Source organism: Flavobacterium sp. GT3R68, assembly GCF_007109225.1.
Lineage (GTDB): Bacteria > Bacteroidota > Bacteroidia > Flavobacteriales > Flavobacteriaceae > Flavobacterium.
The window spans coordinates 257268-281413 of sequence record NZ_VJZK01000004.1; the positions used below are offsets into that span (position 1 = coordinate 257268).

19 protein-coding genes, 1 tRNA gene and 1 pseudogene are annotated in these 24146 nt (G+C 36.7%); 10 read left to right on the forward strand and 11 right to left on the reverse strand.

Features of this window, described 5'->3' with window-relative positions; genetic code table 11:
* Positions 1 to 21: 21 nt before the first annotated feature.
* Positions 22 to 1581, reverse strand: coding sequence for a hypothetical protein (locus tag FNW07_RS09780; RefSeq protein WP_126742583.1), 1560 nt, complete (start codon positions 1579 to 1581; stop codon positions 22 to 24).
* A gap of 147 nt (positions 1582 to 1728) precedes the next feature.
* On the opposite strand from FNW07_RS09780, the gene FNW07_RS09785 reads away from it, so the two are divergent.
* From FNW07_RS09785 to FNW07_RS09800, 4 genes are all read left to right on the forward strand, one after another.
* Positions 1729 to 2151 (forward strand): PaaI family thioesterase, encoded by a 423-nt coding sequence (locus FNW07_RS09785; RefSeq protein ID WP_126742581.1) that lies wholly within the window; start codon positions 1729 to 1731, stop codon positions 2149 to 2151.
* Positions 2152 to 2194: 43 nt separating this feature from the next.
* Positions 2195 to 3259, forward strand: coding sequence for an isochorismate synthase (locus FNW07_RS09790; RefSeq protein WP_126742579.1), 1065 nt, complete (start codon positions 2195 to 2197; stop codon positions 3257 to 3259).
* Between the two features lie 90 nt (positions 3260 to 3349).
* Positions 3350 to 4066 carry a bacillithiol biosynthesis deacetylase BshB1 gene (bshB1, locus tag FNW07_RS09795; protein WP_126742577.1) on the forward strand — a complete coding sequence of 239 codons (717 nt, stop codon included), beginning with the start codon at positions 3350 to 3352 and terminating at the stop codon, positions 4064 to 4066.
* Between the two features lie 63 nt (positions 4067 to 4129).
* A tRNA-His gene (locus tag FNW07_RS09800) sits at positions 4130 to 4203 on the forward strand.
* A gap of 150 nt (positions 4204 to 4353) precedes the next feature.
* On the opposite strand, the gene FNW07_RS09805 is transcribed toward FNW07_RS09800, so the two are convergent.
* The 3 genes from FNW07_RS09805 to FNW07_RS09815 form a co-directional block, all read right to left on the reverse strand.
* On the reverse strand, positions 4354 to 4947 hold the full coding sequence (locus tag FNW07_RS09805; RefSeq protein ID WP_126742575.1) for a hypothetical protein: 594 nt from the start codon (positions 4945 to 4947) through the stop codon (positions 4354 to 4356).
* On the reverse strand, positions 4934 to 5407 hold the full coding sequence (locus FNW07_RS09810) for an RNA polymerase sigma factor (protein ID WP_126742573.1): 474 nt from the start codon (positions 5405 to 5407) through the stop codon (positions 4934 to 4936). The genes FNW07_RS09805 and FNW07_RS09810 overlap by 14 nt, the downstream gene beginning before the upstream one ends.
* Before the next feature lie 101 nt (positions 5408 to 5508).
* Positions 5509 to 6549: a M28 family metallopeptidase gene (locus FNW07_RS09815; RefSeq protein WP_126742571.1), complete on the reverse strand. Its 1041-nt coding sequence runs from the start codon at positions 6547 to 6549 to the stop codon at positions 5509 to 5511.
* 383 nt (positions 6550 to 6932) lie between these two features.
* Between FNW07_RS09815 and FNW07_RS09820 the strand changes: the two genes are divergently transcribed.
* On the forward strand, positions 6933 to 7343 hold the full coding sequence (locus tag FNW07_RS09820) for a hypothetical protein (protein WP_126742569.1): 411 nt from the start codon (positions 6933 to 6935) through the stop codon (positions 7341 to 7343).
* A 47-nt stretch (positions 7344 to 7390) separates the two neighbouring features.
* Here FNW07_RS09820 and FNW07_RS09825 read toward each other — a convergent pair whose 3' ends face one another.
* Both FNW07_RS09825 and FNW07_RS09830 read right to left on the reverse strand, forming a co-directional pair.
* Entirely contained in the window at positions 7391 to 9532 is a 2142-nt protein-coding gene (locus FNW07_RS09825; RefSeq protein WP_126742567.1) for a catalase, read from the reverse strand.
* A 114-nt stretch (positions 9533 to 9646) separates the two neighbouring features.
* Positions 9647 to 10411 carry a dienelactone hydrolase family protein gene (locus FNW07_RS09830; protein ID WP_126742565.1) on the reverse strand — a complete coding sequence of 255 codons (765 nt, stop codon included), beginning with the start codon at positions 10409 to 10411 and terminating at the stop codon, positions 9647 to 9649.
* 109 nt (positions 10412 to 10520) lie between these two features.
* Between FNW07_RS09830 and FNW07_RS09835 the strand changes: the two are divergent.
* Positions 10521 to 10957: pseudogene (locus FNW07_RS09835) on the forward strand (DUF1801 domain-containing protein).
* 75 nt (positions 10958 to 11032) lie between these two features.
* Positions 11033 to 11224: a hypothetical protein gene (locus FNW07_RS09840; protein ID WP_126742563.1), complete on the forward strand. Its 192-nt coding sequence runs from the start codon at positions 11033 to 11035 to the stop codon at positions 11222 to 11224.
* Between the two features lie 19 nt (positions 11225 to 11243).
* Here the strand turns inward: FNW07_RS09840 and FNW07_RS09845 are convergent, their stop codons facing one another.
* From FNW07_RS09845 to FNW07_RS09865, 5 genes are all read right to left on the reverse strand, one after another.
* Positions 11244 to 16490, reverse strand: a complete 5247-nt coding sequence (locus FNW07_RS09845; RefSeq protein ID WP_126742561.1) for a PAS domain S-box protein — start codon at positions 16488 to 16490, stop codon at positions 11244 to 11246.
* Positions 16491 to 16800: 310 nt separating this feature from the next.
* Entirely contained in the window at positions 16801 to 17043 is a 243-nt protein-coding gene (locus FNW07_RS13885; protein WP_199745212.1) for a heavy metal-binding domain-containing protein, read from the reverse strand.
* A 306-nt stretch (positions 17044 to 17349) separates the two neighbouring features.
* A complete protein-coding gene (locus tag FNW07_RS09855) occupies positions 17350 to 17814 on the reverse strand; it encodes a DUF3347 domain-containing protein (protein ID WP_126742559.1) in 465 nt (154 codons plus the stop codon).
* Positions 17815 to 18131: 317 nt separating this feature from the next.
* Positions 18132 to 18542, reverse strand: coding sequence for a response regulator (locus FNW07_RS09860; RefSeq protein ID WP_126742557.1), 411 nt, complete (start codon positions 18540 to 18542; stop codon positions 18132 to 18134).
* A 35-nt stretch (positions 18543 to 18577) separates the two neighbouring features.
* Positions 18578 to 19339 (reverse strand): LytTR family DNA-binding domain-containing protein, encoded by a 762-nt coding sequence (locus FNW07_RS09865; protein WP_126742555.1) that lies wholly within the window; start codon positions 19337 to 19339, stop codon positions 18578 to 18580.
* Positions 19340 to 19669: 330 nt separating this feature from the next.
* Here FNW07_RS09865 and FNW07_RS09870 point away from each other — a divergent pair, with 330 nt between their 5' ends.
* From FNW07_RS09870 to FNW07_RS09880, 3 genes are read left to right on the forward strand one after another with little or no spacing between them, the layout of a single operon-like run.
* Positions 19670 to 20242, forward strand: a complete 573-nt coding sequence (locus FNW07_RS09870; RefSeq protein ID WP_185964639.1) for an AraC family transcriptional regulator — start codon at positions 19670 to 19672, stop codon at positions 20240 to 20242.
* Positions 20243 to 20290: 48 nt separating this feature from the next.
* Positions 20291 to 23431: an ATP-binding protein gene (locus FNW07_RS09875; RefSeq protein ID WP_126742553.1), complete on the forward strand. Its 3141-nt coding sequence runs from the start codon at positions 20291 to 20293 to the stop codon at positions 23429 to 23431.
* Positions 23431 to 23865 (forward strand): response regulator, encoded by a 435-nt coding sequence (locus tag FNW07_RS09880; RefSeq protein ID WP_126742551.1) that lies wholly within the window; start codon positions 23431 to 23433, stop codon positions 23863 to 23865. The genes FNW07_RS09875 and FNW07_RS09880 overlap by 1 nt, the downstream gene beginning before the upstream one ends.
* The last annotated feature ends 281 nt before the right edge of the window (positions 23866 to 24146 follow it).

Sequence of the window (24146 nt, forward strand, 5' to 3'; positions counted from 1 at the left end):
TTGTGATTTGAAAAATTGAAATTACAGCGGAAAAGGAGCGCTTTGGTAAGCACCTAAATCCGGTGGGTTGGAAGTTCGTGGATTTCCTAATACATCAGTAGTCACTAGATAAATTAAGTTTCCTTTACCGGCTGAGGGTGAATCTGCTTCAATATTCAATTTATTGTGATTTATATCCTCGAACAACGGATTGGTATTTTTGTAAATTGCGTTGTAATGAACAGTATCTGTGTCAAAATCATACATTCCTGTTGCCGTCAGATTGGTACTACTGAATTTTACAAGACAGTTATTGAATAGATAATTGAATTGTTTGGTGTCGTTTTTTTTCAGCAGCATTTCGACCTGATTGGAACCATAAATGATACAGTTAAAAAAGTTGGCCTGCAATAAATCGAATGCCACGGACTGATTGTTTCCATCCAGATAAAAATTATCGACAAGAACCGCTAACTGATTGGATCCTGGCCAGTTATTGTTGAACGTACAATGTTTGAATTCATAAGAACCACCCAGCGTACAGGCTAATGCAGCTTGTCCGGCCGAATTGATAACGATGTTTTCGCCAGTTATAGTTGCGGTCTGCGCCAAAATTCCAAAATTGGAACAATCATAAATCTGAGTGTTTTTTATACTAACGGGACAATCCTGTATATACAATCCTATGGCCGCATTTTTGATGGTTGCATGATTAAATTGATTGTTGACACTTCCCGAAGTCAGCCAGATAGTGCCCCATTGTCCCGGAATATCCGAAAAATCAGGTTCTAAACGATCGCCTTCAAAAATGACTTCATTTTCCAATGCATCGGTAGTAGAAATATCTCCATTAACCTGTATGGAAGCTCCATTTGCTACAATAATTCCGGAACCAGCGTGGAAGTGAATGCGTGCGCCAGGGTCAATGGTCAAGGTTTTTCCGCTGGGAACACCTGCATATCCATATATAACATAGGGTTTTTGATTCGTCATTACCAATTCATTACCATGGACGGGATCGCTTTCGTCCAGATAAAATCCATAAATTTCGTCGGCACCTATTGTTAACGATTCATAGGTTACTGCCTGGGTAACGGGATCCACATACTTCTGCGGATATAAAAAAACAGCATCCTGGATTAAGGTAACCAATTCCACTTTCTGGAGATTGCTTCCTAAATCGAATTGGATATTATCGGTGTATAAAAAATCTGTGGGATTGGCATCTGTAATTTCTGCCGTGGTTTCGATGAATATATATAAGCTGTCTTTGGCCAGAAGCTCGACATTGTTGAAAATTTTACCGTCACCATAACCGCTGTTGTCTTCATCTAAGCCTTCCATGCCATCGACGGTAATCCGGTATTTTGAAGAGTTTCCTTTGGCTAATTGGATCTTAGGGATATTGATATCCTTATTGCTTCTGTTGTACACTTTTAGGGTGTATGTACTGGATCCAACGTTGGTGAATACAGTATCCAGGTAGACCGTGTCTCTGGAAAATTCTAAATCGCCTGTACTGGGTTCAAACTCAAAATCTTTCCTGCAGGAAGTCATCGAAAGCAAAATCCCGAGAAGAAATATAAAAATAGAATTGCGCATAGGGTTGAATTTTGGTAAAAATAGGAAAAACGAGTCAATTTGTAAATTAATTACTCTGATAACGAAAAAAATTATATATTTATTCTGTCATGTTATGAAATTGGTCATAATTAAACGTGTTTTTCAATTTATAAACCCGAAAATTTAATGAGTTTCGACAAGGAAAAAGTGTTAACCATGTGCAATCAATTTGCTAAAAATACATTGATGCAAACATTGGGTATTGAATATATTGATGCAGGGGAAGATTTTCTGACTGCAAAAATGCCTGTGAATTCAAGAGTTCACCAACCCATGGGATTATTGCATGGTGGCGCTACAGTGGCTCTCGCCGAAAGTGTCGGGAGTGCCGCGTCCATTGTAATCGGGAATCCTCGTGAAGAGGAGGTGAGGGGCATTGAAATTTCTGCCAATCATCTGCGAAGCAAAACGGAAGGAACTGTCTTTGGCACAGCCAGAATCATTCATAAAGGACGAACGTTACACTTATGGGAAATTAGAATTACGGATGAGGAAAATAATCTCATTTCAATTTGTAAGCTGACCAACATGGTTTTCAAAAAAAAATAAAACTGCATTTTTTCAATTCAATTTATCTTTAATATAAAGTAGTATGATTGATTTTTTTATAAAAGTTAAACAACAGGAAGCACAGCATCTACCGTTTGTAATTTACAGTAAGCCGAATAAAAATAAACTGGTTGGTTATTTTCAGAAAAATGATCACTTGTATTTTGCCGAAGATTTTAATGAAACCGGTTTTATTTTTGCTCCTTTTGACGGCAGTCAGATAATTTTAATTCCGAAAAGACAATCGGTAAAATGGGAATCCCACTTTCTGTCTTTTGAAGAAAACCATCATTCGAATTTTGTTTCCGCTGAAAATGAACAGGATAAAGCGCATTTTGAGACCTTGGTTCAAAAAGGAATTGATGCCATTAATAACGGATTTTTTAATAAAGTGGTTTTATCCCGTGAAGAAATTATTGATGTCCCGGATTTTGATGTTGTAGGTGTTTTCGAAAAATTAGTCCGAACCTATCCGTCCGCTTTCACATATTGCTGGTATCATCCTAAAATTGGCTTATGGATGGGCGCTACGCCGGAACGTTTGCTTAAGTCAAAAAAGAATAAGTTTTACACGATGGCATTAGCCGGAACGCAATCTTTTAATGGCTCTTCAAAGGTATCCTGGGAAAACAAGGAAAAGGAAGAACAGCAGTTGGTAACGGATTTTATTTTGGATAATCTTAAAAATGTCACTTCTGAGGTCGCTGTTTCCAGTCCATATACGCTAAAAGCCGGCAATATTTTGCATATTAAAACAGACATTGAAGGAATTATAAACGAGGATTCCACTTTGGAGCAGGTAGTTTCTATTTTACATCCAACACCAGCGGTGTGCGGATTGCCGAAAAGCATTGCCAAAGACTTTATCTTAAAAAATGAAGAATACGACAGGCAGTATTATACTGGCTTTTTGGGGGAATTGAATTTTAAATCTTCTAATTTTGAAAAGGCGAAATCGGATTTGTTTGTTAATCTTAGATGTCTTCAGATAAAAGACAAACAGGCGCATTTGTATGTGGGCTGTGGAATAACAAAAGACAGTATTCCCGAAAAAGAATGGATTGAAACGGTCAATAAATCATTGACTATGAAAAAAATAATTGTATGAAATCGCCATGATTTGCAAATTTAAATGCGGTCGAAAGTATTTCCTCATGGTGATAATATATTCCTTTAAAAAAACAAAAATAATCTTCGTATGAAATTAGATATACTGGCCTTTGGCGCACATCCCGATGATGTTGAACTGGGTTGCGGCGGAACAATTGCCAAAGAAATTGCTTTAGGAAAAAAAGTCGGTATCGTGGACTTAACGCGGGGAGAACTTGGAACTCGTGGAACCGCCGAAATTAGGGACAAAGAGGCAAGTGCAGCGGCACAAATTCTTGGAGTTAGTGTGCGCGAAAACCTTCACATGCGGGATGGTTTTTTTATTAATGACGAAGAGCATCAGATGAAAGTTATTAAGATGATTCGCAAATACCAGCCCGGAATTGTATTGTGTAATGCGATAGATGACCGTCATATCGATCATGGTAAAGGAAGCAGATTGGTTTCTGATGCCTGTTTTTTATCGGGATTGCTAAAGATTGAAACTGTTTTGAATGGTGAAAATCAATCCGCCTGGCGCCCAAAATTAGTTTATCATTACATTCAGTGGAAAAACATTGAACCGGATTTTGTGGTTGATATTACCGGATACACCGATAAGAAGGCAGATGCCATCATGGCCTACAGTTCCCAATTTTACAATCCGAATACCGATGAACCGGCAACGCCAATCGCAACAAAGAATTTTCTGGACAGCATCCATTATCGGGCACAGGATTTGGGCCGTTTAATCGGCACTGATTATGCTGAAGGATTTACTGTAGAAAGATATGTGGCAGTCAATAGTTTAGGGGATTTAGTATAATTTTTAGATTATTTTATTTGCAAAATAATATATTTGTCATATATTTGCACTCGTTAAAAAATGGTGGTTGTAGCTCAGCTGGTTAGAGTATTGGTTTGTGGTGCCGAGGGTCGCCGGTTCGAACCCGGTCAGCCACCCAGAAACGCAAAAGCTTCGAAGAAATTCGAAGCTTTTTTTGTATATGACGTTTGCGAAAATACTATAAGATGAGAAGTATTATTTTTTTAATTATCTAATTTTTAGGTTATTAATTTTTGGATATCACAAAGCAACAAGTTTAATTTGGCTTAATTCTCTTTCAAAAATTGCTCATTGATGCTTTCCAAATTCGAAATGACTTCATTTAATTTTTGCTGTTGCTTGTTTATAATTTTTGGCCGTAAATAAAACCAGTTTAGCGCAATCCATGCGAGTGTTACTCCATAGGTCATTATCGCTGCGAAAGTGCTCATTCGTATCGTATATTCAATCATATACAAGACAATCCCCAACCCTAATAAAACAAAATATATATTCATGATTGTCGATTGTAAAAAAGCCTGTTTCTTCTTAAACAGCACTAATTGTTGCAAATAGTCCAGATTGCTTTTCTGAGCATTGCTTTTATTCCATACTATAAGCTTGCTGGAAGCTGTAATCTGCATGATGATAGCTGCTAAAACAAGTATGATCCCGATTTTTGAAGTAATCATCTGTGGTTTAAAATATATGGCGATGCCAATAATAAATAACATGGTAACAAATAATAACAGATTTCCCAATATTATTTGGAGTCGTGTTTTCTTTTGCAATTGTTTTGCTTTGGTCACAATTGCCTCTGCATTTGAATCGGCATTTATCTTTTGGCTTTGCCATAAATCTCTGAAATTAGTCTCGCTCATAACTTTTAAATTTTTCGGTTAACTTTTCTTTTATCCTGTGAATTTTAACTCTCACATTGATTTCTGAAATACCCACAATAGATGCTATTTCTGCTTGTTTGATATCTTCCAGCTCCAATGAAATGATAATCCGGTCGGCTTCTTTCAGTTCATTGATGCATTGGTATAAAAATGCAATTTTATTGTCAATCGGAATTTGGACAGTTTCAGTGATGTGTTCTGGGAAATTACCCGCTGGCAATCGTTTTTGTTTTTCAATCTGCTTCAGGCAATTATTAACCGCAATCCGGTAAATCCAAGTGCTGATGGCCGACTCGTTTCTAAAGGTGTGCAGTTGATTCCATACGATAATAAAAGTATCCTGTGTGATGTCTTTTGCCCAATCGTCGTCACTTACATAACCGCGACAGACCCGATATATCTTTTGCCAATAGGTTTTATAAATTTCTTCAAACTCCATGAAAGGATTTTTATAGGTTATTGGTTTTGGATACCAAAAAATGAAAAATGTTACAAATAAAAAAACTCCGAAATGTTTCGGAGTTTTTATGGAATCAGAAGCTATTTACCGTCTTTATCTACAAGGGGGCGGTTTTCCCTATTGGCCAATTCCCATGCGGTTACAAAAGCCAGTTGCGCCCTTTTTGCAAGAGCTTCATATTCAATTTTATCCGGAGAATCGGTTGCCTTGTGATAATCGGCATGTACGCCGTTAAAAAAGAAAACGGACGGAATACCGTTCTTTGCAAAATTGTAATGATCGGAACGGAAATAAAAACGGTTCGGGTCATTTAAATCGTTGTATTTATAATCCAGTTCCAGATTGGTGTATTTTTTATTGGCAACTTCGCAGGCATTGTGAAGATCAGTTGATAAACGGTCGGATCCGATTAGATAAATGTAGTTATTCGTATCCGGATGATCAAAATCGCGGCGGCCAATCATATCAATATTGATATCTGCAATTGTGTTTTTTAACGGGAATAATGGATTTTCAGAATAAAAGCGCGAACCGTGCAATCCGTGTTCTTCACCGGTTACATGCAGAAACAAAATCGAACGTTTTGGCCCATGGCCTTCTTTTTTTGCCTGCATGAAAGCCTGAGCAATTTCTAATAAGGCTACCGTTCCGGAACCATCGTCATCAGCACCGTTGAATATTTCTTCACCTTCCATTCCAACGTGGTCATAATGGGCAGAAATAACCAAGATTTCTTCCGGTTTTTCAGATCCTTCAATAAACGCCCAGATATTTTCTGAATCCGGTAAATTTTCGTTGCGTTTTTTATTCAGGTAGGCCGCCGGAATTCGTTGGTAATAATCTGCTGCTCCTTTCGGAAATGAGATCTGATCTTTTTTATATTGACTGATCAGGTATTGCCCGGCTTTTTTCTGTCCGACAGAACCGGTTTCGCGTCCCTGCATTTCGTCTGAAGCCACAATGTAAAGATGGGTTTTCAACTCATCTGCGGTAATGGAGTTCATGTATTTAACGGGATTGGAGTTATCCGAAACCGAAACCGGAATCGCTGTTACTGTTTTTTGGGGAGTTTTACATGAAATAGCCACTAAGACGGCCAGAAGACATATTGAATTTTTCATAGGTAGTTAAATCAGGTTATTTTAAATGGAATAAGGTGTAAATAGAGAATAAAGATAATAACAGAAGAATAAATATACAGTTAATAATTATTAATAAGGTACTTTTTATATTGGAAACCCATCGTTTTTCCTGGTACATTCTTTTGTGGGCCATGTAAAAATAAATAAAAGACTTTGCTCATAGTTTTAAAAAGTGGTTAGCAAATATCGAAAATAAATCTAACAAATATTTATTTCAGCCCCAGAATGACTAAAAAATAATGACAGTCCGTTTCTTTAATTCAAATACAAAAAAAAGTCAAGTTTTGATTTTATGAAAAGTGAATTTATCCGTATCTTTATGTAGGCTATAATGTATGTATGTATCTGTAAAACAGAACAATATGAAAACAAAAAACTACATTTCCTTAATCAGTATCTTTTTTATCTGTCAAAATATAACGGCCCAAATTTCCTTGGATACTGTTTTTGTGGGCAAGAAAAAGGTAGTGGAGACTACTTCAGAATCTAATGTGGAAGCCGTCGTAAATATCAGATATTATTATTTTCCGAACCTGAATGCTTATTTTGACACCAAAAGACAACTGTATATTTATAAGCAAAATGGGAATTGGATTACCGCGGGATATATACCTGCAGGTTACAGAGGATATTGTTTGCGGAACGATTATCATGTTCCAATTGACGAATATTATGGTGAACAGCCCTATTTACTTCTCGACAAACATAAAAAACAATATCCTGCCAATTTCTCCAGTAAAAGAAAGCTAAAGGATCCTCTTGCTTCTGAATAGGATCAAAAAAAGCCTGGATAATACCAGGCTTTTTTAAATATATTATTTTAGACGTCCGCTTCACGACTCCAGAACCGATGATGGCCCATAGCATTTATGAATGATTGCGCAAAGTTTTTCGATTTATCGTCATTAATCACCACTCCGCCGTCACTGTCCATTTTCCGTTTCATGTTTGTTCTTTCCAACATTTCGGGAATATCGGCACCAATTACTTTACAATGTTTGTAGGCTTCATTTACAAATTCAATCGCCTCAGGAGTGGATTCCATAAAATTAGCTTTCCCTTCAGGGACATACACTGCATCAAATAAAACAGAAGACGCAATCAGGAAACTTTGATCCACGGTAATTTCACTTCCATCTGCGGTTTTTATACTTCCTAAATGTGGTGCTATTATTTTAATGCACGCTCCTTCTTTTTTAAGGGCGTTTTTCAAAGTTGTAACTGAATCACCATTCACACCATTCCCACATAGGAAAGCAACCTGTCTGGTGACGATAGTTTTGGAAAGCGTCTTATTTTTAAGCATGCTTAAAGCATCAGAAGAGGTTACTTTCTGGGTAACTTTTTTAGGTTCGTGTTTCTTTTTATCAGCATTGGCACCAACGCCCTGGTTAATTGGTTTTTCCAAAGTGGCAGGTACTTTTAGTCCCAAACCTTCCGCTACTTTATTAGCCAGGGTTTTGTCTACTTGCGATAATAAGCCCAGCACCCGCAAACGGATGGCCACCGTTTCTACTTTTCCCAATTCAAATCGAAGCGCTTTTATGATGTGGTTTTTCTCAACCTGCGTCTGGCTATTAAAAAACAAGGTCGCCTGGCTAAAATGATCGGAAAAGCTTTCGCTTCGATCGCGTACTTTCTGCGCATCTATTCTTTCGTTGAAACTGCTAAAACCACCTTCTTCTATTTTTGCCTGAAATGGACATCCACCACCTAACGAATTGGGATGATAGCTTACCCGTCCTACATTGATTTCCTGTCTCATATGGCCGTCGCGTTGGTTGTTGTGCATGGGTGCAATGGTCCGGTTAATCGGGATTTCATGAAAATTCGGACTGCCCAAGCGTGATAATTGGGTATCAGTATAGGAAAATAAACGGCCTTGTAACAGAGGATCATTGGTAAAATCGATTCCGGGAACGATATGTCCGGGATGAAAGGCAACCTGTTCAGTTTCCGCAAAGAAATTATCAGGATTCCTGTCGAGGACCATACGGCCTATAATAGTAACCGGAACCAATTCTTCCGGAACGATTTTGGTGGGATCCAGTAAATCAAAGTCAAATTTATGTTCGTCTGCCTCGGGGATTAACTGTACGCCCAATTCCCATTCCGGAAATTGTCCGCTTTCAATTGCTTCCCATAAATCCTGACGATGGAAGTCCGAATTTTTCCCTGATATTTTTTGAGCTTCATCCCAAACAACGGCATGAGTGCCTAATTTTGGTTTCCAATGGAATTTGACAAAATGTGACTGATTTTCTTTATTCACAAACCGGAAAGTATGTATTCCAAAACCTTCCATCATTCTCAAGCTTCGTGGAATCGCCCTGTCTGACATCGCCCACATAATCATGTGCATAGATTCCGGCATTAAGGAAATAAAGTCCCAGAATGTATCATGGGCTGAACCGGCCTGTGGCATTTCATTATGAGGTTCCGGTTTTACCGCATGAACCAGATCCGGAAATTTCATGGAATCCTGTATGAAGAATATCGGAATATTATTTCCGACCAAATCATAATTTCCCTCCTGAGTATAGAATTTAACCGCAAAACCGCGAACATCCCGGGCCAAATCCGTGGAGCCTCTTGATCCTGCCACGGTAGAAAAGCGTGTAAATACCGGTGTTTTAATGCCCGGGTCCTGCAGAAATCCGGCTTTGGTATATTTTTCCATCGATTGAAAGAGCTCAAAAAAACCATGAGCGGCAGATCCTCTGGCATGAACGATTCTTTCCGGAATGCGTTCATGATCAAAATGAGTAATTTTTTCCCTTAAAATAAAATCTTCCAATAGTGATGGACCACGTTCTCCTGCCTTTAGTGAATTGGTGTCATCATTTATTTTCAGACCTTGGTCAGTAGTCATAAATTGGCCCGTCCCATCGGATTTATTGACCTCTAAATCCTGTTGTTTCTGGTTTTCAAAATCACCTGGATGTTTGTTCGCTTTTTTCATATTATCGGTATATTGGTTTTAAAATTAAAAACAGCCTTGAATAAGTAGAAACAAAATTTGGGAAATTATTTTTACGGAATAAATATTTAAATCGGGTTTTATTTTAGGGGGTTGTTATAAAACCTCCTTGAGAAAAATTAAGAAATGTTTCCAGGAACGACTGGCGGCTTTGGCATTGTAAGCAGCCCCTTTGGAATTATCATTACCTGCTTCCGGATCTGTAAAAGCGTGAACGGCATTGGAATAATATATCATCTGCCAATCGGTTTTAGCATCTCGCATTTCTTGTTGGAACGTGGTTATTTCTTCCTTTGTTACGTAAGGATCATCGGCTCCATGGCACACCAGAACTCTTGCATCAATATTGTCGGTGGGTCTGCTGATGTCTTTACCAAGTCCACCATGAAAAGATACTACTGCTTTTACAGGCAGTTTTCCCCTGGCCGCTTCTAAGGCACCTGTTCCACCAAAGCAATATCCTATAATTACTATTTTATCAGGGTTGGCTCCGGCTTTAATTAATTGTTCCAGTGCGAGGCGGATCCTTTTTTGATATTGGACGGGATTGTTTTTATAAAGACCGGCTTGCTGACCTGCTTCTTTGGCATCTTTCGGATAATTGCCTTCCCCATAAATATCAGCGATAAAAGTATAATATCCTAAATCAGATAATTGCTTTGCTGATGTTTTGGAATGATTGTCAATACCTTTCCAGGCAGGTAAGATTAAAATACCGGGTTTGTCTTTGTTGGCTTTTTTAGGAAGTATTTGGAAACCATTCAGGATTTGTTGGTCATCTTTATACTGGATTGGTTTTAGCTGGGAAAAACCGGAGAACGTAACCATCATTAAACAAAACAAAATAGAAGTATTTTTCATAATGTTGATATTAAAGCTATTACAAATATCCGAAATTTATTGTTAAGATGTTTTATAATTTATAGCTGAGCCATTATTTTTTTAATTTTAGCATTCTAAAAAATGAAAAATGCAATCTGAAAGCAAAACTCCACAGGAATATCTTGAATCTTTACCCGAAGACCGAAAAGGAGTATTCCAAAAATTGAGAAACACTGTCTTAAAAAATCTGCCGAAAGGTTTTGAGGAAAAAATGAGCTATGGGATGCTGGGCTATGGGGTTCCACATTCGATTGTGATCCCAAACTACCTTTACCATTTATGGCAATTGCTTCCCAAAAGAATTTTATTGCTGTCTATCATATGGGCATATATGCTAATCCTGAACTGTTGGAATGGTTTGTTGGAGAATTTCCGAATCACAGTAAGTTCAAGTTGGATATGGGCAAAAGCTGTATCCGTTTCAAAAAAATGGATGCTATTCCTTTTGATCTGATGGGGGAGTTGTGTACGAAAATGACGGTTCCCGACTGGATATCACTCTATGAAAATAATTTAAAAAGTTAAAACTTTTAGATATAATATATTAAGTGTTATATTTAAACCTGAAAAAATAAGATTCACCCAAATTAATATCAAATTATGAAAAAATTAGTTTCAACACTCGCATTAGTAGCTTTTTTATTTTCTATGAACGTTAATGCTCAGGAAGATCCAAAACAGAAGAAAACAACAAAAACAGAGAAAGCATGTACAACTGCTGAAAAGAAAGCATGTGCAACGGAAAAAAAAGGTGGTTGTTGTGCTGCCAAAAAAGCAGAGCCAAAAGTCTAAAAAAAAATATTTTTATTATTTAAAGAGTGTCTGAGTTTTCAGGCACTTTTTTTTGTAGCCATTTATATAGCATATTTTCAAGATCCGACTGAATAATAGGTTTGGATAGGTAATCATTCATTCCTGCTTCTAAACATTTTTCCTTGTCACCAATCTTTATACCAGCTGTGATGGCGACTATCGGAACAGATGCTGCATTAGGCAGTCTCCTGATTTCCTCTGTCGTTTCGTAGCCATTTTTGTTAGGCATTTGTATATCCATTAAAATAAGGTCTATTTTTTCGGCTGAATAAAAATCCAATGCCTCATTTCCGTCCTTTGCCTCAAAAATGACGCAGTCTTTAATAATTTTCCTGACCAGAGTTTTTGCCAAAAGCATATTAATCTTATTGTCCTCAACAATTAAAATCTTTTTATCGAAAAGAGGTTCCATGATAGGTAAGTCCTCATCGTTTCCCGTAGATTCAGTTGAATCGCCCTGGCTGTATTTACCTATTTTGAATGTTATTGTAAAGAAAAAATCACTTCCGCTACCGTATGTACTATTCAATTCCAATTTGCTATCCATTAGTGCTAACAGTTGATTTGAAATAGTAAGACCTAAACCAGTTCCACCAAATTTACGATTGGTAGACGTATCTTCCTGTACAAAAGAGTTGAATATTTTTTCACTGTTGTATGTTTTTATACCAATACCGGTATCTTTTACTGAAAACCGGAGCGTACATTCTTTTTTTCCACTGTTAATATTTTTTAAACTTAGCGTGATTTTCCCTGCAGTTGTAAATTTTAAGGCATTACTGAGTAAATTGACTAATATTTGCTTTAATCGTATGGAATCCCCAAGAATATACTGAGGAACGGTTGGATGTATATTTATAGAGAGGTTGATATTTTTCAGGTCGGCCTGATACTTAAACAAATCGATTACCTGTTTGGTAAGTTTAATAATATCAATTTTTTCAATCACCAATTCCAATTTTCCGGATTCAATTTTAGAAAAATCCAACACATCATTGACTATATGCATTAGCGTAGTGGCAGATTCATTAACTGTCGACATATATTCCGACTGATTTTTTTCAAGATCTGACTTCATCAGCAAATGCGTAAATCCGATAATTCCGTTTAATGGAGTCCGGATTTCATGACTCATGTTCGCGAGGAATTCGGTTTTGGCCTTATTGGCGGATTCGGCTAATTCTTTGGCCTTAATAATTTCACTCTCCATTCGTTTTCGGGCTGAGATATCAATGAAACTGACTACAATTTCAGATATGTTACCATGTTCATCCAAGACCGGAAAACCATTAAGAAGAAGCCATAACGTGCCTGCATTGTTGCGGCGAACGACTCCTATTATCTGATTTTGTATCGATTTTTTATCTCTTAAGATTCTATTTACCGGTAAATTTGCAAATGGAAGTATCGAATTATCATCATTTATGCAATTCCAGGCGGGGTCAATCAATACTTCCTTGGTACTCTGATTAGCAGAAACTCCTAACAACTCATGTGCTTTGAGATTGGTCATAATAACGGAAGCGTCTGGAGCGTGAACAATTACTCCGGCATCGAGATTCTTCAACAGATCACGATATCTTTCTTCGCTTTTGCGTAAAGCATCATCAACCAGTTTGACCTTGGTAATATCACGGGAAAGGCAGATATAATGAGTCTCATGGTCTTCACTTTCTTTCATTGGCGCGATGGATAATTCGAACCAGTGCAGGCCATTTGGGAATTGTAATTTATATTGCTGTCCGGTTGAAAAACCGTTTGTTGCAGCTTCATCTATAGCCGCCAAAGTCAATGTGGCTGCGTCTTTTGGAAAGACATCTGAAATAGTTTTACCAATGAAAAGTTCGGAAGGTAACGCCAGTAAATCATTGCGATGGGAATGATAGTTATAAATGTGGCCGGCTTTATCCACTTCAAACATCAAATCCGGAATGGCATCAATAATGGCTTCAATTTTTTTGTGAATTTTCTGGAATTCTTCTTCAGTTACTTTTCTTTCTGTAATGTCTGTGGTAGTGCCGATGTAACCGACTATTTCATTTTCAGAATTTTTTTCCGGTGTGGCCTGCCCAATTACCCACCTGATGGTCCCATCGGGTCTGACAAAACGGTATTCCGTTAAGGAGTTTCGCTGGGACGAGACTGCTTTTTGCCAACCATCGCTCACGATTTTTAAATCGTCTTTGTGGACCGCATCGAGCCATCCATTTCCTACAGCCTTATCAAAAGGTAATCCTGAAATCTCACACCAGCTCGGATTCACGTATGTGGTATAGCCGGTTTCATCGGTACGGAAAATCCCAACCGGAGATACTTCAGTAAGGGTATGATATCGTTGTTCGCTTTCAAAAATACCTTCTTCAGCCTTTTTTCGCAGCGCTTCACTTTCAAAATATTCTAATGCAAAAGCCACATCGCTGGTCGCTTCCTCTAATAACGCAATCTCTTCGGAATCAAAAAAGTTTTTCTCATTTGCATAAAAAGAAAAAACACCAAATACTTTACCAAATTTTTTAATTGGAATTGACATGGAGGACAAATAATCACGTTCTAATGCATCTTCTTTCCAAAGCAGTTCCCAAGAAGCATTTTCAATATCATTACAGATTACGGATCTTTCTTCTCGTATGGCCGTGCCGCTCGGGCCTCGTCCTTCGGGGATATCTTCAGTGGAAATAGTTTTAACCCGGGACAGGTAACCATTCTCTTCTCCGGCTATCATTGCCGGAATCACATTTCTGCTTTCCTCATCTATAATACCGATCCAGGCCATCTTGAATTTACCAATGTTTACCGCGATGTCACAGGCCTCTCTGAATAGTGTCTGTTTTTCAGAGGTGCGTACAATCATCTGATCAATCTGACTGATGAATAAATAGAGTCTGTTCGCTTTATTTATTTTTTGCTCAGCCAAAACCCTTGATGTTATGTCAGTAATAATTCCGTGGCAAATTACGGTACCTTGAGGTTCAATTACAGGAAGTGAATTTACATCATGCCATACCAAACCTTTTGTAGGATGTAAGTATCTGTATTCTTCTTTTAACGGTATTAATTTGGAATTGGTTTCTACTATTTTATTAATTACATAGTCGAGGTCATCAGGATGAATAAGTTTAAAAATTTTGGATGCGTCATCTTTTATTTCGTCATATGTAAAACCATAAATCTCTTGAATCGCATCACTGGCATAAGGATATGATAGTGTACCATTCTTACTTTGGCGCATTGAATAAATCAATCCGGGAGAAGTTGCTGCTATTTTGGCGAACTTATCTCTTTCACTAATGAGGGTTTCCGTGTCTTTTTTTCTGTCGGTAATATCTTTTAAATTGGCAATAACACCTTTGACACTTGGGTCATCGAGCATATTAGTAATAACGCCTTCCAACCAGATATAATGTCCCTTTTTATGTTTGACCTGAAATAAAACTGGAATTGGGATTCCCGGATTTGCCAATGATTTTTTCATCATTTCAAGAACATATTCTAAGTAATCGGGATGGAAGTAGTCTTCCGGGGCCAGATTTTCATATTCCTCATGAGAATACCCATTAACTCTTGCAGAAGATGAACTGCGAAAGAGCGTTTTCATGTTTTGATCGATTAGCGTAATAATCCCATCATTGTTCTCGACCAGTGCCCTGAAACGTTTTTCGTTTTGTTCTATGATAAAATCTGCCCGTTTTTTTTCGGTGACATCTTTAAAGAAAATGGACAATCCATCAGCAGATGGGTAAATGTGGTTTTCAAACCAGACATCATATGGAGCATAATATTCTTCTAAATAAGTATACTGCTGTTTTTCGACTGCTTCATAATATGCTTTATAAAAAGGCTTACCAATTCCCTCGGGAAATTCTACCCAAATGTTTTTACCAATCATCTCTTCCGGGCGCCGGTTAAAAATCTCCCCCGCTCTCTTGTTCATGTAAGTGTAACACCAGTTGTTATCCAGAGCCACAAAAGCATCGGTAATACGCTCAAAAGTCTTGGTGAGTAATTCTTTTGATTTTTTACTTTCAGTAATATCTTTTACAAAAGCCAGAATTTTATTATTTTCGATTTTGACGGCATTTACGGAACGCCATTTAATTGTCCCATTTTTGCAAATAGTCCGCAGTTCGACCGTTGCAGTGTCTTTAACGTTGATTGTCTGCAAAAATTTGGCGAGATCCACCAGAGAATCCGGGGCTGTAAAATCGTCTAAAGACATTTTCAAAAGCTCTTTTGTAGAGTAGCCGGTAATTGTACTTTCCGCACGATTGACTTCTAAATATTTTCCGTTTTGATCTAATAGAAATACTCCGTCCGGAGCATTTTCGATGTAGCTTTTGAATTTGGCATTACTTTTTTTCTCTATAAGTTTGGCTTTTACATCCGCCTCTGCATGTTCTTTGGCCTTTAAGAGCTGTTCGCTTTGCTTTTTTAATGTAATATCCTGAGTGGTCCCTCTAATTGCCGTAACGTTTCCTTTGGGATCTATAATAGGTATTATCTTCAGATTAAACCATTTTTCCCGCTTGTTTGGAAAATGGGCCAATTGTTCGGTTTCAAAAGGTATTTTGTCGACGAGACATTGGTGGATTCCATTATTAAAAATTGCTATAATTTCCAGTGAAAAACGTTTGGTATATTCGATGAACAGGTTTTCGCCCGGTTTTTTTTCAAATTCGTAAATGGAGTATAATTCGTCAGACCAAAGCATTTTTTTGGTGGTTAAATCATATTCCCAACTCCCCGTTTTAGCTATTTTTTGAGCGTCATTTAATAACTTTTCGCTACTTAATAAATTTTGCTGTGATGCTCTGATCAGGGTAATATCCCTTCCTATAGCATAGATGAGGTCTTTGGAGGGGTTTGCACTGGTTGTCCACTGGATTACGGCGATTTCGCCGTTTTTGGCAATAAACCTGTTCTCAAAAATATGAGACCCCTCACCGTCGAAAATCTTGGCGACTTCCGCCTGGCTATTTGCAATATCACTGGGATGAACATAATTTATGAATGGGGTATTAAGAATCTCTTCTTCAGTATAGCCTAATATTTTAACAAAAGCAGGATTGATTTCCTTAAAATGACCATCTTTACTGACTACAGAGACCATGTCTTGGGATTCATTTAAATAGAATTCAAAATTAGATCCCAATTGCTGTTTCCTACCTAATCGGATTATTTCTAACTCCTGGTCGTTAATTTTTTTGAGTAATGCTTCATATGTTAGTCTTTCCTCTTCCATACTCATTCAAAAATTTCGGATATTTATCAAAATGCTATTGTTTGTTTGCTAAAAGTAATAAAATTAAGAAAATTATCAGAGGTTTGTTGCAACACTTTGGGTAAAATTTCAGATTCAGTAATGGAATTTAGAACCAATGATAAAGACTTCCGTTTGAAATTTCACTAACAAGGAAGCATGTCTTGTTTGTGGTATATATCATATGGCCGTGCGGAAACTCTGCGCCTTGTTGATTCGCAGATAGTACAAACATAATATATTCGCTAATGCTACAATTTGGTTCAGTGGAACTTATGATTGATATGACTTCGTAGGTTTATTCCGTTTTTATGACTTTTGTAGATGTACTGTCAGTAACTGTGGTAACTGGTTCTGTAAGTTCCATACCACATTTACTACAGGAATCGCCTTTTTTTCCGGTAACTTCGGGATGCATAGGGCAACTATATAATGCGGTAGTTTTTGATGTTTCAGCAGTTGACACTGTAGTCTCCGCTTTTTTTTGACACCCGGTAAATAAGAATGCGATAGCGACTATTGATAAAATTGTATTTTTCATATGTTCCATATTTGATTATGGATTAAAGTTACCGATTTTATAGCTATTTTTTTATAAATGAAGAATTAATTTATTTACTATATTGGAATTGGTCAAAAAACAGAAAGCTGCGATAATACTGCAGCTTTGTACCTTCACAATCTTCTGCCGGATAAAGCCTCGTAATTTTTGATAAAAACGTGACCGGTTTTGCCTGAATCTGAACCGGTAATAAAAATTGACAGATCTGATTCAGACAGTCACTTTTATGGTGGATAAGTGCCCTGTTCTTTGTATTTCTGCATCGCAAGATGATAAAGTTTGATTTTATTTAATACGCAATTGATGCATATTGTAGGATATAAAAGAGAAATAATACCGTTGTTGATTTAAATCACTTGTGCCACAGATTAATTTTGCGTTTGTTCTTATTTGGTCGAAAAGTGCAGTATCAATGATTTGATCCATATCTCCAGTTAAAAGCATCGCAAGGTCATTAGCATTTTCCTTGACTTTTTCAGTGTTGGATAGTCTCAAATTATCCTCAAGACATATAAAGGTTTTATAGATTTTATCCAAATCATTATTTGTCAGATTGTTATCAGACTCAACGGTGTACGGACCTTTTACAGTTAAAAGTTTTTTTACGTTGCGTTTCTGTACAACAGACACCATGGTTACTTCATCATATTTATAGCCGGGGGGTGTCGGTTGCCCCTGAACAGAAAAAGTTATTAAAAAAAGCAAAAAGAGTGGAAGTGCATTGTGCAATCGCGGCATGTAATTTTTCATAATGTAATTTTGTATCCAAAAATTGTAATAAATCCAATTGATTATGGGAAGCTTATTTAATATTAAATTGCTTATCAAACGATAATTGAATTACAAAGTACGCGGAACAGTTTTGAAAACTAAAGCGCAAAGTAATATGTGGAGGAAAACCGGTATAATCGGTACGTAAATGCGGTGTAAGTGTAATTAGGTTGTTTCTTACAATATGTTTCTTTGTGAAAATAGTATTAAGTTGATACTATTTGCTTTATGAAATTAAAATCAAATTTCTAAGAAAAAGGTGAGCCGGATTAGTTATAGGTAATAAGAGAACAGCGCTAATCGTTTTGTATGCGATTGAGAAATTCTCTTGTAATGGGTTTTACCTGAAATGACACTACATTAGGATAATTTCGGGCACGTATGATGTCAGAATCGTCAATAGTGGACGAAATGATAAAAACTTTGGAGTATTTTTGCAGGACAGTAGAGAGTTTATTATATTCTTCCAGAAATTCAAATCCAGACATCAAAGGCATATAGATATCAACAATAATAATCTCAGGTAACAACTCGGTACTTTCCTGATTTTCCTTTAAATAGATTAATGCTTCCTTTGGTGAAGAATATTCAAGAACCTGTTTTGCGAAATTATTTTTAGTAATCATTCGAGAGGAAATATACAAATCAGGTATACTGTCATCGATAATCATCACTCTTTCAAATTTCGATTTTAATCCGTCGGTCATAATATTAGTTTTTTAGTTTAGTAGATGGGTTTTAACTAATCCTTGAGTTTAATAAATTTGTGAAAGTCTTCCTGACGTCTTTTTGCAACCGGTAATATGATTCCATTTGAAACTTCACAAAAGTACCCGTCTTTCTTTGATATATTCGCAATATGTCGCAAATTAATTATATACGAATGATGTATTCTGAAAAAATGAGCACTGTCCAGAATAGTACTGTATTCCCCTAGATTCCGGCTTGACATTATTTTTTTTCCATCCGCAAGATAAAAATTGGTGTATTTACCATCAGCCTGACAATAGAGAATGTCGGACATCCGAATCAATTCAATTTTATCCAGTGAGGACACAGCAATATATTCATTGCTTTGGTTAAAAGAATTTAGAAGATTGATTGAATTTACTTTTTGGACCTGATAACTGCGTTCCATTTCAATCGTTTTGATAACCTTATAAACACCCAAAATAATATTATTAAACTCTATCGGCTTCAAGATAAAATCTGTCGCATTATATTTAAAAGCTTTTACAGCATCCCGTTCTTGTTCCGAAATAAGTATCAGTTTGGGTGAATGAAATTCTAGTTGTCCCAGCATTTCAAAGAAATTTTCTTCCTCGAGGATGCTGTCTAAGAAAATAAAATCTGGTTTTTTTGACTTAATTAAGTCGATTCCATTATTTATATCAGAAGCGCCACCAATTATTTTCATAATCATGAAATTCTCTTCACCAAATTTTTCCAAAGTTGTTGAAGTGTCCTTGCTTTTAGAAATAATCACTGCGGAAATTGGAATCATTTTTTTTACCTTTTACTCGGTCTGTGGCATTAGTAAAATTACATAAATAATGTTGTTGAAATGTATTATAAAAAGTTAAAGAAAGAACTATTTACGCTCGCGTTGTTTTATAAGTTGTACCTTTAAAAAAATTGAATGTTATTCCTACTTTCTGCATAATTTTTCTTGACTTCATCAATTGATTTTCCAAAAGAATTTTCGAGCTAGCCAATCAAACAACCAATTTTATTACAATGAATTATGTAAATTTGTATCGGATTTATATAACGCATTTTATTTAAAAGTAATCAACTTTGCACTAAATAATTTTGATTCAATTAATATTAACATATGAAATTATTTATAAAATACATGGTCAGTAATCGTTGCAAAACGGCGGTTGCATTAGAGTTGAAAAAACTTGAACTTCATTTCATCGTCGTAGATTTAGGTGAAGTTGAAATCATGGAAAACATTACCGACGAACAAAAAGAGTTGCTGAAAGGACGGTTGAACGCTATCGGTTTAGAACTGATGGATGATAAAAAAGCAGTACTAATTGAGAAAGTAAAGAATGTCATCATAGAAATGATTCACCATTCGGATGAATTACCCTCTATTAATTTTTCGGATTATCTGAGTGAAAAATTAAATTTTGATTATTCTTATTTATCAAATATGTTTTCTGAAGTGCAGGGGATGTCTATCCAGCAATTCCTGATCATTCACAAAATAGAAAGAGTAAAAGAATTATTGATGTATGAAGAACTGAATTTAACTGAAATATCATATAAGATGCAATACAGCAGTGTAGCGCATTTATCCAATCAGTTTAAAAAAGTAACCGGATTATCGGCAACGCAGTTCCAGAAGCTTAAAAATAAAAAACGAGTTCCAATCGAAGAATTAGGAAACAGCATCTAATACACTGATAACAATCACTCAAATTGAGCAGAAGACCCCAAAAGCATTATGAAATACATTTTAGAAAAAAAAATAACCTTCCTTTATTACATAGCAATTACGCTGCTGCTGGTTCTATTTCTCGTATTCTATCTGAATACTGAAAAATTAAAAGCGTCTGTTGATGGTATAGCGCAGACTCAGCAGTCCGAAATTGTTTTTGAAAACATCATATTTAATTCGGATATACTTTTGAATTTACTGGTGCTGGTTACCATAGTAATTATTGCATTGGTCGTAATCATTACCAGGAACCAGAAAATTAGAAATAAAGAATTTAAAGAAATCTCAGCCTCTCAAAAAGCTCTTTCCCAATATTCACTTAGTTTGATTGAAGCCAGTTTAGATCCTTTAGTGACGATTAACAACCAGGGAAAAATAACGGATATGAATGAGGCAACCGTTAATATTACAGGGATTGACCGTGATAAACTGGTTGGTTCCGACTTTTTTGATTATTTTACAGAGCCACAAAAGGCCAGGGAAGTTTACCAGAATGTTTTTTCCAAAGGATTTGTAGTGGACTTACCCTTGACCATAAGGCATAAAGACGGAAAATTAACTGATGTATTATTCAATGGATCGGTCTATAAAGATGATGTGGGGAATGTATTAGGCGTTGTTATTGTTGCCCGGGATATTGCCGAGCAAAAATGGGCTGTCGATTTGCGTAATGCCAATAAAGAATTAGCGTTCCAAAATGAAGAAAAGGAAAATCGCGCTGCTGAATTAATAATTGCCAACAAGGAATTGGCTTTTCAGAACGATGAAAAAGAAAGCCGTGCCGCCGAATTAGTTATTGCCAACAAGGAATTGGCTTTTCAGAACGATGAAAAAGAAAGCCGCGCCGCCGAATTAGTTATTGCCAATAAAGAATTGGCTTTTCAAAACGATGAAAAGGAAAGCCGCGCCGCCGAATTAGTTATTGCCAATAAAGAATTGGCTTTTCAGAACGACGAAAAAGAAAGCCGTGCTGCCGAATTAGTGATAGCCAATGTTGAATTAGCCTATCAGAACAGAGTAAAAGAAAAGCGTGCCGCGGAATTGATTATCGCTAATAAAGAGTTGGCTTTTCAGAATGATGAAAAAGAGAAACGTGCCGCTGAATTAATTATTGCCAATAAAGAACTGGCCTTTCAAAATGATGAGAAAGAGAAACGTGCAGCCGAATTAATTATTGCCAATTACGCAAGAAGTATTATTGAAGCGAGTCTCGACCCTTTGATTACCATTAGTCCTGAGGGGAAAATTACCGATATGAATGAGGCTTTTTCCAAAATTACAGAAACACCGCGTCAGGAATTGATCGACAGTGATTTCTTTGATTATTTTACGGAACATGAAAAGGCACGGGATGTTTACCAGGAGGTTTTCGCCAACGGATTTGTTACGGATTACCCACTGACCATTAATGGCGCCCAGCGCACCGACGTTTTGTTTAACGGTTCGGTTTACAAAGACGACAAGGGAAATGTACTCGGAGCCGTAGTGGTGGCCAGAGATATTACCGAACAAAAGATTATTCAAAAAGAAATCCTGGAAGCAAAAATATTTGCTGAGGAAGCCACATTGATTGCCGAAGAAGCTAAAACCAAAGCCGAAGAAGCCACAAAAATTGCAGAAGATTCCGTTAGGTCAAAACAGCAATTTTTGTCCAACATGAGCCACGAAATACGTACTCCAATGAACGCCATCATCGGATTTACAAAAGTGGTGCTCAAAACAGATTTGTCGGCCAAGCAAAAACAATATCTTACCGCTATAAAAATGAGTGGTGATGCCTTGATTGTGCTGATCAATGATATTCTTGATCTGGCAAAGGTAGATGCCGGAAAAATGTCTTTCGAGCAAACGCCATTCAAACTATCTTTGTCTATTTCAGCTATGCTGCATTTGTTTGAAACCAAAATCAAAGAAAAGAATTTAGAATTAGTTACCGTTTATGACAAAAACATTCCGGAAGTCCTGATCGGTGATTCGGTTCGATTGCACCAAATTATTTTAAATTTAGTGAGTAATGCGGTCAAATTTACTTCTAAAGGAAAAATTACTGTTTCTATAAAGTTATTAAGTGAAACGAAGGATGAAATGAACATTCAATTTTCTATTGCTGATACCGGAATTGGAATCAAAGAAGATAAAATGGATTCTATCTTCGAAAATTTCCAACAGGCAACCAGCGAAACGTCAAGAATATACGGCGGAACCGGATTAGGACTGGCCATTGTAAAACAGTTGGTTGATGCCCAGAACGGAAGTGTTGAAGTGAAAAGTGTTCTTAATGAAGGTTCTGATTTCAGTTTTGTTCTACCCTTCCGGAAGACCAATGCAGAAGCGGTTCTCGATGTGGAGATTTTAGAATTGCAACGTGAAACTAAAGACATAAAAATATTGGTTGTGGAAGATATGGAGCTTAACCAACTACTGATGAAAACCTTACTGGATGATTTTGGTTTTGAATGTGATATTACCGCCAATGGTAAATTAGCTATCGAAAAACTCGAGACCAAAACGTATGATATCATACTGATGGATTTGCAAATGCCCGAAATGAACGGATTCGAAGCAACCGAATATATCCGGAATGTTATGCACTCGGATATTCCGATTATGGCACTTACTGCGGATGTGACGACAGTCGATCTTGCAAAATGTAAAGCGGTGGGTATGAACGATTATTTATCCAAACCAGTTGATGAACGCTTGTTATACAGTAAAATAATCGGGTTAATAAAAAAACCTGTAGTCATTATAGAACACGAAATGAAAGGAAAGATGACCATAGAAAAAGTGAAATATGTTGATTTGCAATATTTAACCAAATTAACGAAAGCAAATCCGGTGCTGATGTCGGAAATGATAGATGTTTATCTGAAACAAACACCGCCATTAATTACTTCGATGAAGGAAAGTGTGCTATCCGAAGACTGGACCGCTTTGCGGGCCGCAGCACACAAAATGATGCCTTCATTTGCGATTATGGGCTTAAGTCCTGATCACAAAGAAATTGCCATGAAAATTCAGGGTTATGCTGCCGATTTAGAACTCTCCGGAGAAATCAATGAATTGGTATTACAACTCGAATCGGTTTGTAATAATGCTTATGAAGAATTACACCTGGAACTTAAAAATTTAAAAACTACTAACTAATGAAAACTGAAAATAAAATAAAACTGTTCTTAGTTGACGATGATGCTTTATTTCTTAAATCGTTAGAAATAGAATTTATGCAACACGGCGATTTTGAAATACAAACTTTTGCCACAGGCGAATTGTGTATACAGAATTTGTCCCAGCAACCGGATGTAATTATTCTGGATTACTATTTGGATGGTATTGATAAATTGGCCATGAACGGTTTGGATACCTTAGATGCCATAAAACAATTCAATACTAATATTCCGGTAATCATGTTATCATCTCAGGATAAGATTGATGTGGCTATTAATTGTATGCACCATAAAGCCACTGATTATGTGGTGAAAAGCGAAACGGCTTTTATGCGTCTGCAAAAAATAATTGCTACGGTTTTTAAATACAAAAAGATAGAAAAACAATTAAACTGGTACATGGACCGAATGTAAGTTCCTTTCTTTACTTGTTAACCGATAATAAAACATCATGTGATAATAGCATGGTGTTTTTTTGTTTTAAGCATGGAGGGCATGTATCCCAGCCACGGGAGGCATAATACTAAGTTACGAAGGCATAATTCCAAGTTACGGAGGCGTAATTCTAAGTTACGTTAACATAATTCCAAGTTACGGAGGCATAATTCTAAGTTACGGAGGCCTAATTCTAAGTTACGTAGGCTTAATCCTAAGTTACGTAGGCATAATTCCAAGTTACGGAGGCATAATACTAA